Here is a 13,347-nt window from a genome sequence, read left to right on the forward strand (position 1 = left end):
CGAAATTCGCAGGCGGCCCGAACCGGCCCTCAGGCCTCGCTGAGAGCGAGCCAGCCAAGCACGGCAAGCGGCGCGGTATCAGCGCGCAAGATCCTAGGACCCAGCTTCGCGGCGCTGAATCCGCGTGCGCGCGCGGACTGCTCCTCGGCCTCGCTGAGACCACCTTCGGGGCCGCTGAGGACCGTGATGCGCTGCGCATCGCTCGATGACGACGTCAGCGCCGACAGCGGCTGCGCGGCCACAGGGCTCAGCAGCCAGCGTTGCTCGTCGGCATCGGCAGAAAGCTCGGCGAGCCACGTCGCCAGCGTCTTCACCGGCGCGACCTGCAAGGGCTTGGCGCGTCCACACTGTTCGGCCGCCGCGATCGCGATGCCCTGCCAGTGCGCGCGCTTCTTGTCCGCGCGATCGCCGTTGAGGCGAAGCACGGAACGCTCGCTCATCAGCGGCTGGATCGCTACCGCGCCGAGCTCGCAGGCCTTCTCGACGATACCGTCCATCCGGTCGTTGGCCGGCATCACTACAGCCAGCGTGACCGCGCGCTTGAGCTCACGATCGACCGCCTGACGCGCCTTCAGCGCGACGCGGACTTCGCTGCGTCCCATCGCCGTGACCGCCGCGGTCCACTCGTCGCCGCTGCCATCGAACAGCGTGACTTCGTCCCCCGGCTGCAGCCGCAGCACCTGCACATGACGCGCCGCCCCAGGGGGCAGCGCCAGTTCAGCGTCGAGCCCCACCGCACCCAGCGGCTGCTCGACAAACAACCTCGCCGCCAACGCTCACCCCTTGTTCTTGCCCACCCAGGCGGCGAAAGCCGTCAGGACCTTGCGCAGGAAGGCTTCCGTCTCCGGCTTCGCGACGCTGCCGTCATCCTTGAACATGTCGGCCGCGCCGCCGAGGTAGACCTCCGGCGACGGCAGCAGCGGCGTGTTCAGGCAGGCCAGCACCTGGCGCAGATGGTGGTTCGCACCGAAGCCGCCCAGCGCGCCCGGCGACAGCGTGATCACCGCGGCCGGCTTGCCGTCGAAGGCACTCTGACCGTAGGGCCGCGATCCCACGTCCAGCGCGTTCTTCAGCACGCCGGGGATCGAGCGGTTGTATTCGGGGCTCACGAACAGCAGCGCGTCCGCGGACTTCACCGCCTTGCGGAAGTCGACCCACGCCGCCGGCGGCTCGGCCGCCTCGTCTTCGTTGTAGAAAGGCAGCGCGCCGATCTCGACGATCTCGAGCTTCAGCTCAGCGGGGGCCAGGTTTGCCAGCGCGAGGGCCAGCTTGCGGTTGAACGACGCCTTGCGCAGGCTGCCGACCAGTACCGCGACGCGGTAGGACGTGGACATGGAGGGGCTCCCAACAGTGGAAGGACCGCCTCCAGGATGTCAGGCGGTCCGGTTCAGTTGAACCCCAGTGTCGCACGCAGTTCGTGCGCCGCGGCGTCCCCCTTGGCGGCGCGCACGCGGTCGATGATGTCCAGCGCCAGGGTCTGCAGCTGGCTCATGTCGGCGCACTGCTCGACTTCCAGCGCGATCTTGTAGCCCTTCAGCAGCCCCTGCTGCTTGGCGAAGGTGCTCAGCGCCGTGTACAGCTCGTTGTAGGGCAGCGACGAGGTGGGCGCACCCGCCAGCCGCGACGGGACCGGTCGCGATGCCGAGGCGCCGCTCATGCGCGACGACGGCCCGCCCGACCCCATCGGGGTCGCGATCGATGCCGGGCCCATGGGCCGCGACAACGGCGCACCGGCGGTCACCTTCACGAGCTGATGCTGCACCAGCAGTTCGAGATCGGTGGGCGCGGCGCCTTGCACCACCCCCACCCAGTCCCCGCCGGTCTTGCTGGCGTCGATCACCAGCAACAGGTTGCGCGCCACGCGCGCCTGCACCAGCGCGCGCGACTTGATTTCCGCACGCCCGGCCTCGGTCTTTTCGTAACGTTCTTCGAGCACGGCCTTGCCTCCTCCTCAGGAGGGCGAACTTTAGGGTGTCAAGGGCGGATTTCGCCCAAGTGCAATCCCTAAAACTGCTACGGACTGCTACTTCTTGTCGCGCAATTCACGGCGCAACACCTTGCCGACCGGCGTTTTTGGCAGTTCGGTCCGGAACTCGATGACCCGGGGACGCTTGTAGCCGGTCAGGTTCGCTTCGCAGAAGGCCTTGACGTCGGCCTCGGTCAGCGCCGGATTGCGGCGCACGATCACGACCTTCACCGCCTCGCCGGCCTTCTCGTCGGGCACGCCGACGGCGGCGCACTCGGCCACGCCCGGCATCTGCGTCAGCACGTCCTCGATCTCGTTCGGATAGACGTTGAAGCCGCTGACCAGGATCATGTCCTTCTTGCGGTCGACGATGCGGAAGAAGCCGCGCTCGTCCACCGTGCCGATGTCGCCGGTGCGGAAGTAGCCGTCGGCCGTCATGACCTTGGCGGTCTCGTCGGGCCGCTGCCAGTAGCCCGCCATCACCTGCGGACCGCGGATCGCGATCTCGCCGCTGCTGCCGGTCGGCACTTCGTTGCCGTCGTCGTCGAGCAGCGTCACCTCGGTGCCGGACAGCGGCAGACCGATCGAGCCGGTATAGGCGGTGCTGTCCGTCGGGTTGCAGCACGCGACCGGGGAGGTTTCCGACAGGCCGTAGCCTTCGACGATCGGGCAGCCGGTCTTCTCCAGCCACAGCCGCGCCGTCGCCTGCTGCACGGCCATGCCGCCGCCGACGGAGATCACCAGCCCGCTCCAGTCCACCGTGTTGAACTGCGCGTGGTTGGCCATCGCCATGAAGAGCGTGTTGACCGCGGGCAGGCTGTGGATCTTGTGGTGGCTGAGTTCCTTGAACACCGCGGGCAGGTCCCGCGGATTGGGAATCAGCACGTTGCAGCCGCCGACGCGCATCGACAGCATCAGGTTGGTGGTGAATCCGAAGATGTGATACAGCGGCAGCGCGCAGACGCTCATCAGCTGTTCATCGGCGGGCTTCTTCTTCAGCGCGGGCTGGTACCAGGCCTCGCACTGCAGCGTGTTGGCGACCAGGTTGCGATGCAGCAGCACCGCGCCCTTGGAGACACCGGTCGTGCCGCCGGTGTACTGCAGCACCGCGATGTCGTTGGGGCCGACCGTCGGACGCTTGTAGGTCTGGCCGCGGCCCTTCGAGACCGCGTCGTTGAAGCGCACCGCCGAGGGCAGCTCGAAGGCCGGCACCAGCTTCTTGACCTTGCGCACGACGTAGTTGACGACCATGCCCTTGGCAAAGCCGAGCATGTCGCCCATCGCGGCCAGGACGATGTGCTTCGTCGGCACGTTCGCGAGCACCTGCTGCAACGTGGCGGCGAAGTTCTCGATGATGACGATCGCCTTCGCGCCGGCGTCCTTGAGCTGGTGTTCCAGCTCGCGCGGCGTGTACAGCGGGTTGACGTTGACCACGACGTAACCGGCGCGCAGCACCGCCGCGACGGCGACCGGATACTGCGGCACGTTGGGCATCATGATCGCGACGCGATCACCCTTCTCCAGGCCCAGGCCCTGCAGGTACGCGGCGAACGCGCGCGAGGCCTCGTCGATCTGCTCGAAGCTGATCGAGCGCCCCAGCATCTTGTAGGCGGCGCGCTCCGGGAACTGCTTGAACGCCGCTTCCATCAGCTCGACGAGCGAGGGATAGACGTCCGCATCGATCTCGGCAGGCACTCCCGCCGGATAGTGCTTCAGCCAGTTCTTCTCCATTGTTCTGTCTCCAAGGTTCGGCGCGGATTCTCGCTGATCGCCATCGGCGCCCCATCAGGGGATTCGATAGACCGCACAAAGTGGAGAGATGACTCCAGAACGCACCGGGAACGCATCGGGAACGGCTGGAATGCGGCTGGAATGCGGCGCGATGGCGGGCCCGCGGCGTGCCCGCGCACGCGCGGTGCGCTCACGGGTCGACGTGCAGCGGCAGCCACAGCAGCAGTTCGGTGCCGCCCTCGACCGGCGCCTCTTCCGGCGCGCGCCAGTCGATGTCGGCGGAGATCCGCTCGGCGCGACGGCGCATGCCGCGCAGGCCGTTGCCCTGGCGCAGGTCGGCCGCCATGCCGCGTCCGTTGTCGACGATGGACAGCAAGACCTGCCCCCGCGCCTCGTCCACGCGCGTCGAGAAACGGACCCGCGTGGCGCCGGCATGATGGATGACGTTGCTGAGCGCCTCCTGCACGATGCGGATCAACTCGCGGCCGCCGGTGCCGCGCAAGGTCGGCAGCAGCGGGATGTCGGTCAGTTGCCAGTCCAGCTCGAGTCCCGCGTCCTGCAGCCGCGGCGCCATCCGGTGCCGCAGGTTGGCGAGCAGCAGCGTGAGATCCCCGTCCGTGACGGCGAGCGCGTCGACGGTCAGGCGCATCTCGCGGATGCACTCGTCGAGCAGCCCGACCAGCGACTGCGAGGTCACGCCGCGCTCGGCGCACAGCCGCGCGGTCACGAGCTGCGAGCCCAGACCGTCATGCATCTCCTGCAGCAGGCGCTCGCGTTCCTGCGCGGCCGTGCGCTGACGCTCGCTGTCCTGCAGGTCTTCCCAGCGATCCTGCAGCTCGCGGGTGCGCGCATCGAGCGCCTGCTCGAGCCGGATGCGCGCCATCGCCTCGTCGCGCAGCGACCCGACGAAGCGCCGCTGCAGCGCCACGCCGGCGATCGCGATCAGCACGGCGTGTCCGACGACGTTGATGTCGACGACGCTCATCTGCTTCGACAGCACCAGCGCGAACCAGCTCACATAGAGCCAGACCCAGGCCGACAGCGCCACGGCGCAGGCGCCGACCAGGTGGGCGTAACGCGGCGTCGCGAGCGCGGCCCGGGCCGCCAGGACCGCCGCGGCGCCCAGCACGACGGCGCGACTGCCGAGCGCCCACCACGGCCAGGGGTGATGGAAGTCGGTCCAGCTCCAGCCCAGGAAGGCGGCGGCGCCGTCGATCACGGTGCCGAGCACCAGATAGGCCACGGCCATCTTCTCGGGCCAGCGCGCCCCGATGCCCGAGAGCCGCGCGACCAGGAAGAGCAGGCCCGCCTTCGAGAGCACGTCGGCCAGGTCCAGCGTCACGCGCCACCAAGGCGCGGGGAACAGCGCGCCGTTGAGCAGGTAGGGCGACAGCAGCAGCGCGGTGCACAGGCAGAACAGGCCGGTCACGCCATACAGCCATTCCTGGCGAAGGGCGAGCCACACCATCAGCATGAACGCACCGATGACGATGCCGGCCAACGCCGTCGTGACGCGGATCACCTGCCAGAAGCGGCGCCCCTCCTGCAAGGCGCGGATCTGCGCGGAAGGGCCCAGCAGCGGCGCTGACAGCCCCGCGCCTTCGAAGCCCGGACGTGCCAGCCGCAGGCTGAGCCGATGCTCGCCGGCCGGCAGCATCGCGGGCGGGATGCTGACCTGCAGCCGGCGACCCGCGAGCAGCAGGCCGCGTTGCGCGAGATCGTCCTCGTCCTCGGACGCATAACCGCTGCCCGGGCTGGAAGTCGCGATCAACTGCCCGTCCAGATAGACCGTCGCCGCGGGCCGGTGCTGGATCACGAGCCAGTACGGCGCCTCGGCGGGCCGGTCCAGGTGGAAATCGAGCGCGAACCAGAGCGGGCCGGGCGCGTCGGTGTCGTGGATCTGGACCGGCAGCGCGACCACGTGGCCCGGTGCGAGGGGCACGGCCGGCGTGGTCGGCATCGTCGAGGGCATCGGCGTCGGGGTGGCCGTCGGACTCAACGGCCGGGACACGACGGACGACGCGGCCGAGTGCGCGGAGGCCGGCCCGGTCCGCAGCCGCGCGCCCGACCGCGCATCGGGCAATGCCCCGGGGATCTGCGCCGGATCGAGCGCGTCGCCTGGCAGCAGGCGGGCCTCGGTCAGGCGCAGCACCTGCGGCGGCGTCGCCGTGCCGTACTGCTGGGAGAACAGATGGACGACGCCGAGCATCAGCAAGGGCAGCGCCACCAGCAGCGCCAGCCGCCGGATCGACACCATCGCCGCTGCCGGGCGAACCTCCATCGATCGCGTGAATACCGCCAAGTCGCCCCCACGCCGCACATGAAAGGGAACGGCCGGCTCCACGAGGAACCGGCCGCGGGAGATGCTAGGTCATCACGGGTCTGGGCGACACCTCGGACCTAGGGGGCGTCACACGTCAGATCACGGCGCCGGCGAACTGGTACTGGTAGGTCAGTTGGCTGGTCGGACCCGCGTTGCCGGCGGCATCGATCGCATAGACCTCGACCGTGTTGGAACCGATGACCCATCCACCCGTTCCGACACCCGGGACCCATGGCTCGCTGGGCCCCCATTCGCCTCCGTTCGTTCGAGACCGGAAGGTGTCACCCAGTTGCAGGCCGCCGACGAGGACGATGGGATTGGAAGTGATCAAGTCCGTCGAACTCACGCCGTCGTCGTGCTCCAGCGAGAGCTGCGGTGCATTCGGCGGCGACGTGTCGAGGGTGATCTCGACCGGCCTGATGGCGACATTGCCTGCCAGATCCGTCTCGCGCATCTCCAGCTGGTGCTTGCCGTCGGCGCCGAACGCGCTCAATGGCAGACGACCGTCGGCGGGCACCTCTTTCCAGGTGCTGCCGTCGACGCGGTAGGACACGGCGTCCTGGCGGGCGTCCCAGCCGCTGTAGCGATTCACCTGGAAGAAGTCATGCGCACCGAGGGTGACCTGCGCCGGGCCTTCTCCCCCGCTGTGGTCCTTGCCGGAGGACATCCAGCTGGGATTCAGCGCCTGGTTGTCCAGCGTGAAGCTCAAGCTGGCCGCGTCACTGGCGTTGCCAGCGGCGTCCACCTGCTTGACCAGCAAGCTCGGCTTGCCGCCGCCGAAGGGGAAGAGCCAATCCGAATCCACCACCGTCGTGCCCTCGGAAAACGCCTGCCAGTCGCCCCCATTCGTGCTGACCAGCAGCGTCGCTCCGCCTTCCAGGCCGTCGACATGAACCTTGCCCGACGACGTGATCCCGTCGGTGCTGCTGACGCCCGTGTCGTTGAGCAGCTTCAGCGTGGGCGTGTTGGGCGGGGTGACGTCGACAGGGACGTTGAACGTCGTCACCGGACCGTCGTTGCCCGCCAGATCGGACTGGCGCACCTGGAGTTGCTGCGTCCCGTCCTGGTGGAACACCGAGACCGGAATGCGGCCGTTGTTGGCGGGGAACCACTGTGCCGCCGGATCAAGCCGGTACTCCACCAGCGCATTGGTTTCGGCGCCGTGGACCTGGATGGCATCGTCAATGCCCAGCGCAGGCTTGCCGGCCGGCATCGTCCATTGCAACTCGCCCGGCGCCGTCCGGTCGAGCTGGAAGGACAGCTGGGCGGCGTCGCTCCCGTTGCCGCTCGCGTCGATCTGCTTGACGAGCAGTTGCTTCAATCCGTCGGCACCGAACAGCGCCTCCGGCAGCTGCGTGTCGCCGCCGCGCGGGGTCCAGGTCTGGCCGCCGTCGAGGCTGATGGAGAGGCTGGCGTTCGGCTCCAGTCCTTCGACGTTCACCGAGCCGGCAGCCGTGACGCGATCGTGGTGGTCGAGACCGGAATCGACCGCGAGCGACAGCGTCGGCACAGCAGGCGCGGTGACATCGACGGTGGCGACCAGCGTGGTGCTTGCACTCTCGTTGCCGGCCACATCGATCTGACGCACCTCGACCTGCCCGCTGCCGTCGTGCTGGAACATCGAGACCGGGATCAGGCTACCGGCGGCGACAAGCCATGGCGTCTGCGTGTCAGGTCGGTACTGGACGATCGCGTCCGTTTCGACGCCCTGGACGGCGATCGTGTCCGCGAGGCCCAGCGCGGCCTTGTCGTTCGGCAACGACCAATGCAACGCGTCCGGCGCCGTCCGGTCGAGCGTGAAGGACAGTTCAGCCACCTCGCCCGCGTTGCCCTTCGCGTCGATCTGCCTGACCTCCAGATGCTTCACCCCATCGGCGCCGAACAGCGCTTCCGGCAACTGCTCGTCGCCGCTGCGCGAGGTCCAGGTCTTGCCATCGTCCAGGCTGACCGAGAGCGTGGCCCCCGGCTCCAGCCCCGAGACGTTCACCGCGCCCGAGGACGTGATGTGATCCTGCCCGCTGCGACCGGTGTCGACCGCGAGCGACAGCGTCGGTGCGACCGGCACGGGCGCGGGTGGCTGTTGAGCGGGATCGGCCGGCTGCGCGGGGTCGGGATCCGACGTGCCAGGGTCCGGCTGTGGAGACTGACCCGTGTGGGACTGATCTGCCGGCGGAGGGTCCGCTGGAGGTTGATCCGTGCCCGGCGTGGACGTCCCGGAGTCAGGCTTCTGTTCCGACACCGGCGGATCCGACTTCGGTTGATCGGATTTCGGAGGATCGAACTTCGGAGGATCGATGGCGCCGATCGGCTTCGAGTCCCCTGCGGCTGTCGCGCCCGCGAGGCCCGCCGCGCCGCCGATGCCCAGCAGGCCGAGGCCTGCGGCCAGCAGCGCCGAGGATCGGTCGTCGTGCCGTTCGCCACCGGCTGCGGACGCGGCGGGGTGTGCTTCGGCAGAACCGCCGTCGCCATCCGGCATCGCGGCGGCATCCGGCACCGCAGGGGCGTCCGGCACCGCGGAGGCGTCCGGACTGGCCGCGGTTGCCAGCGTGCTGGCGGCGGGCGAGTCCGCCGGGACGCTGCCGGACTCGGTGGCTGCCTCGTCCAGACGTTCGTCCTCGTCAGGTCGAACACGGCGGTCGTGCGCGCGTGGCGCAGGACTGCCCTTCAAGGTCAATGGCGCAGGCGCGCCGGGCAACAGATCTAGGTTGGCGGACATCATGGACACAGCAGAAGAAAGGACCCTGCAGTCTCTTCATGTCAGCCCCCGCCCGCACCAGCCTCGAGTTGCAGCAAATAGCGACAGCTCCCACCCATGTCGGTAGGCCAGCTACCAATAAGGCTGGAAGATGACCGGAGACGCGCGAGCTCCGCCCCGCAGATGTGCTACTCGATGGCCTTGAGCATGTCCTCGACAACCTTCTTCGCGTCACCGAAGACCATCATGGTCTTGTCCATGTAGAACAGCTCGTTGTCCAGGCCGGCGTAACCCGCGGCCATCGAGCGCTTGTTGACGATGATGGTTCGCGCCTTGTAGGCCTCGAGGATGGGCATGCCGAAGATCGGGCTGCCCTTCTGCAGCGCGGCGGGGTTCACCACGTCGTTCGCGCCCAGGATGATCGCGACATCGGTCTGACCGAACTCGGCGTTGATGTCCTCCATCTCGTGCACCTGGTCGTAGGGGACCTCGGCCTCGGCGAGCAGCACGTTCATGTGGCCGGGCATGCGACCGGCGACCGGATGGATCGCATAACGGACCGTCACGCCCTTGTCGATCAGCTTCTGCGCGAGCTCCTTCACCGCGTGCTGCGCGCGCGCCACCGCCAGGCCGTAGCCAGGGACGATGATGACGCTCTCGGCGTTGCCGAGGATGAAGGCGGCATCGTCGGCGCTGCCGCTCTTGACGTTGCGCTGCTGCGTGGTGGAGGCCGCCGCGCCGGCCTCGGCGCCGAATCCGCCCAGGATCACGTTGAAGAACGAGCGGTTCATCGCCTTGCACATGATGTAGCTCAGGATCGCGCCCGAGCTGCCCACCAGCGATCCCGCGATGATCAGCATGCTGTTGTTGAGCGAGAAGCCGATGCCCGCCGCCGCCCAGCCGGAGTAGCTGTTGAGCATGGACACGACCACCGGCATGTCGGCGCCGCCGATCGGGATGATCAGCAGCACGCCGAGCGCGAAGCCCAGCAGCGCCACGAGGATGAAATCCATCGAGCTCTGCGAGTGCCAGAAGCCGAAGATGAAGAACGCGGCGGCCAGGCCGAGGATCGCGTTCAGCCAGTGCTGGCCGGGGAAGGTGACGGGCGCGCCCTGGAACAGCCGGAACTTGTACTTGCCGCTGAGCTTGCCGAAGGCGATCACCGATCCGGAGAAGGTCACCGCGCCGATGAAGCAGCCGAGCGCGAGCTCGATGCGGTTGCCGCCGGGAATGGGCTCGCCGCGCGGCGCGATGGCGAAGGCGTGCGGCTCCACGACCGCGGCGCCGGCGATGCACACGGCGGCCAGGCCGATCATGCTGTGCATGAAGGCGACGAGCTCCGGCATCTTGGTCATCTCGACGCGCTGCGCCATGACCGTGCCGATGCCGCCGCCAATCACCAGGCCGCCGAGCACGTAGCCCAGGCCGAGCGTCTGTCCGCCGGCGAGCTTGAGGATCAGCGCGCCGGTCGTCAGCACGGCGATGGTCATGCCGACCATGCCGAACACGTTGCCGCGGATCGAGGTCGTCGGGTGCGACAGCCCCTTCAGCGCCTGGATGAAGCAGACGCTGGCGATCAGGTACAGGAGGGTGACCAGGTTCATCGTCATGGGGCCCCCTCGGTCGATGGGTACATCGCCCGGTCCCCCGAGGGGATTCGGGCCGGCTTGGGAGCGGACCGGCGCTCGGCCCGGTCCACGTCGATGCGGCGGTGGGTCACTTGCGCTCCTTCTTCTTGAACATCTCCAGCATCCGTCGCGTGACGAGGAAGCCGCCGAAGACGTTGACCGCCGCCAGCGCGACGGCGAAGGTGCCCAGGCCCTTGCCGAGCGTGGTCTCGGTGAGCGCGGCGGCGAGCATCGCGCCGACGATGACGATCGCGGAGATCGCATTGGTCACGGCCATCAGCGGCGTGTGCAGCGCGGGCGTGACGGTCCAGACGACGTGGTAGCCGACGTAGATGGCCAGCACGAAGATCGTCAGGTTGATCAGGGTGGGGGAGACGGCGTCCATGCGGAGAGCTCCTTCCGGAGAAACGGAAACGGCGGAAACGGCGGAAACGGCGGGAACGGGGCGTGGATCCGGGGTCAGGCCTTGCGCAGCACCTGGCCCTCGTGCGCGACGAGGCAGGCGGTCACGATGTCGTCGTCGGCGGGCAGCGCGAAGCCGCCCTCCTTCGTCAGCACCAGCTTCAGGAAGTCCAGCAGGTTGCGCGCGTACAGCGAGGACGAGTCCGCCGCGACCAGCGCGGGCAGGTTGGTCTCGCCGACCAGCGTGACGCCGTGCTTGCGGACGGTCTGGCCGGGCTCGGTCAGCGGACAGTTGCCGCCGGCGGGCGCGGCGATGTCGACGATCACGGAGCCGGGTTTCATCGCGCGGACCATCTCCTCGGTGACCAGCACCGGCGCCGGGCGGCCGGGGATCAACGCGGTGGTGATGACGACGTCGGCCTGCGCGACGCGCTTGGCGACTTCCACCTGCTGGCGCTGCAGCCAGCCCGGCGGCATCGGGCGGGCGTAGCCGCCGACGCCGACGGCCGCCTCGCGTTCCTCGTCGGTCTCGTAGGGCACCTCGATGAACTTGGCGCCCAGCGATTCGACCTGCTCCTTGACGGCGGGCCGGACGTCCGAGGCCTCGATCACCGCGCCCAGCCGCTTGGCCGTCGCGATCGCCTGCAGGCCGGCGACGCCCACGCCGAGCACCACCACCCGCGCGGCCTTGATCGTGCCGGCGGCGGTCATCAGCATCGGGAACAGCCGCTGGTAGTGGAAGGCGCCCAGCATCACGGCCTTGTAGCCGGCGATGTTGGCCTGGCTGGACAGCACGTCCATGCTCTGCGCGCGGGACGTCCGCGGGGCGGCCTCCAGCGCGAAGGCGGTGAGGCGGGCCCCGGCCAGACGCTCCAGGCCGTCGCGGTCGAACGGGTTGAGCATGCCCACCAGCACCGCGCCGGGCTTGAATAGCGGCAGCTCGCCGGGGTCCGGGGACCGCACCTTGAGCACCAGGTCGGCGCCGAAGGCGGCCTCCCGGGCGACGATCTCCGCCCCGGCGGCGGCATAGGCCTCGTCGGTGGCGCTGGCGTTCAGGCCCGCGCCTTGCTCCACGCGCAGCACATGGCCCTGCGCGACGAACTTCTTGACGGTTTCCGGCGTCGCGGCGACGCGCGTCTCTCCCGCCGCGCTTTCCTGCGGCACACCGATCAGCATCTGGAGTCCCTCCGTCCGAATCCGGGTCGAGGCGAGCTTAACCGGGCGACCGCCCTGGGCGAGCCTCGCCCGCGACAGGGGTTTTCACCAGGGAGACGCCACCCCGCAACGTGGGGGCAATGCTGTTTCGAAAAGTGAACAGCTGTCGTCCGCAGGGGTGAAAGCAGCGTTAAATGGAGGCATCCAATGACCCCCGAAAGGAGTCACCCATGATCAAGAAGATGGTTTTCAGCAGTGCGTTGGCAATCGCGGCCCTGGTGCCGATGGCGTCCCGGGCGGCCGATGTCGGCGTGTCGGTCAGCATCGGCGAGCCGGGCTTCTACGGCCAGATCGACATCGGCAACGTCCGCCCGCAGGTGGTGTATGAACGGCCGGTGCTGGTCGAGCGCGTCCCGGCGCCGCAGCCCGCCGTCTACCTGCTGGTGCCCCCGGGCCACCAGAAGAACTGGGCGCGTCATTGCGCGCGCTACAACGCCTGCGGCCGCCCGGTGTACTTCGTCCGCGACACCTGGTATCGCGACGTCTACGCGCCGCAATATCGTCGCGAACACACCGAGTACCGCTGGCGCCCGGACGGCCGCCGCGACTGGCGCGACGACCACGGTCATGGCCGGGGCCCTGATCGTGGCCATGACCGCGGCCATGACCGCGGCCCGGACCGGGACAATGGCCGGGGCCCCGACCGAGATCACGGACGCGGTCCCGATCGCGACCGCGATGACCACGACCGCGGCCGTCGTTGATCCCCTGTCCCAATGACAAGACCCCGGCTTGCCGGGGTTTTTCATTTTCGGCGTTCACAATGCGGCCCGCACCCATCGAGGTGGCCGTTCCCGGCACTGGCGCCGCGGCTCGAGCCGCCCTTTCAGGAAGGACCAATGACCGAACGATTCAAGCCCAGCGTCACCGTCGCCGCCGTGATCGAACAGGAGGGCCGCTACCTGCTGGTCGAGGAACTCACCCGCGACGGACTGCTGCTGAACAACCCCGCCGGCCACCTGGAGCAGGCGGAATCGGCGATCGACGCCGTCGTGCGCGAAGTCCTCGAGGAAACCGCCCGGCCGTTCACGCCGGACGCCTTCCTCGGCGTCTACATGTCGCGCTTCCTGCGGCCCGACCGCAACGATGACGTCACCTACGTCCGGCTCGCCTTCACCGGCCGGGTCGGCGAGCAGATCCCGGGCCGCCCGTTCGACGAGCCCATCCAGCGCACGCTGTGGCTGACGCTGGACGAGATCCGCGCCAGCCAGGACCGCCACCGCAGCCCGCTGATCCTGCAGTGCATCGAGGATCACGCCGCCGGTCGCCGCCTGCCGATCGAGGCGGTGAGCGGCCACCCGTCGCTCTACGCGCCGCGGGCCTGGCCGCACTGAGCGGCCCCGGAACGCCGACAGGCCCCGGAGGGCCTGTCGTCACGCGCGGTCGG

11 protein-coding genes are annotated in these 13,347 nt (G+C 69.0%); 2 read left to right on the top strand and 9 right to left on the bottom strand.

The window, feature by feature from the left end; all coding sequences use genetic code 11:
* Positions 1-29: 29 nt before the first annotated feature.
* From ACQ4L4_RS20235 to ACQ4L4_RS20275, 9 genes are all read right to left on the bottom strand, one after another.
* Positions 30-773: a 16S rRNA (uracil(1498)-N(3))-methyltransferase gene (locus tag ACQ4L4_RS20235; RefSeq protein ID WP_431100674.1), complete on the bottom strand. Its 744-nt coding sequence runs from the start codon at positions 771-773 to the stop codon at positions 30-32.
* 3 nt (positions 774-776) lie between these two features.
* Entirely contained in the window at positions 777-1,334 is a 558-nt protein-coding gene (locus tag ACQ4L4_RS20240; RefSeq protein ID WP_431100675.1) for an NADPH-dependent FMN reductase, read from the bottom strand.
* Positions 1,335-1,387: 53 nt separating this feature from the next.
* Positions 1,388-1,936, bottom strand: coding sequence for a hypothetical protein (locus ACQ4L4_RS20245; protein ID WP_431100676.1), 549 nt, complete (start codon positions 1,934-1,936; stop codon positions 1,388-1,390).
* 87 nt (positions 1,937-2,023) lie between these two features.
* A complete protein-coding gene (locus ACQ4L4_RS20250) occupies positions 2,024-3,697 on the bottom strand; it encodes a long-chain-fatty-acid--CoA ligase (protein ID WP_431100677.1) in 1,674 nt (557 codons plus the stop codon).
* A 190-nt stretch (positions 3,698-3,887) separates the two neighbouring features.
* On the bottom strand, positions 3,888-5,978 hold the full coding sequence (locus ACQ4L4_RS20255) for a sensor histidine kinase (protein ID WP_431100678.1): 2,091 nt from the start codon (positions 5,976-5,978) through the stop codon (positions 3,888-3,890).
* Positions 5,979-6,114: 136 nt separating this feature from the next.
* The gene (locus ACQ4L4_RS20260) at positions 6,115-8,736 is read right to left on the bottom strand and encodes a hypothetical protein (RefSeq protein ID WP_431100679.1); all 2,622 of its coding nucleotides are present in this window, start codon (positions 8,734-8,736) and stop codon (positions 6,115-6,117) included.
* A gap of 167 nt (positions 8,737-8,903) precedes the next feature.
* Positions 8,904-10,325: an NAD(P)(+) transhydrogenase (Re/Si-specific) subunit beta gene (locus tag ACQ4L4_RS20265; protein WP_431100680.1), complete on the bottom strand. Its 1,422-nt coding sequence runs from the start codon at positions 10,323-10,325 to the stop codon at positions 8,904-8,906.
* A 106-nt stretch (positions 10,326-10,431) separates the two neighbouring features.
* Positions 10,432-10,728, bottom strand: coding sequence for an NAD(P) transhydrogenase subunit alpha (locus ACQ4L4_RS20270; protein WP_377159204.1), 297 nt, complete (start codon positions 10,726-10,728; stop codon positions 10,432-10,434).
* Between the two features lie 74 nt (positions 10,729-10,802).
* A complete protein-coding gene (locus ACQ4L4_RS20275) occupies positions 10,803-11,921 on the bottom strand; it encodes a Re/Si-specific NAD(P)(+) transhydrogenase subunit alpha (RefSeq protein ID WP_431100681.1) in 1,119 nt (372 codons plus the stop codon).
* A 209-nt stretch (positions 11,922-12,130) separates the two neighbouring features.
* Between ACQ4L4_RS20275 and ACQ4L4_RS20280 the strand changes: the two genes are divergently transcribed.
* On the top strand, positions 12,131-12,664 hold the full coding sequence (locus ACQ4L4_RS20280) for a hypothetical protein (protein WP_431100682.1): 534 nt from the start codon (positions 12,131-12,133) through the stop codon (positions 12,662-12,664).
* Between the two features lie 135 nt (positions 12,665-12,799).
* Positions 12,800-13,294 carry an NUDIX hydrolase gene (locus tag ACQ4L4_RS20285; protein WP_377159198.1) on the top strand — a complete coding sequence of 165 codons (495 nt, stop codon included), beginning with the start codon at positions 12,800-12,802 and terminating at the stop codon, positions 13,292-13,294.
* Positions 13,295-13,347 lie beyond the last annotated feature (53 nt).

The organism is Roseateles noduli (assembly GCF_050626985.1).
Taxonomy (GTDB): Bacteria; Pseudomonadota; Gammaproteobacteria; order Burkholderiales; family Burkholderiaceae_C; genus Roseateles; species Roseateles noduli_A.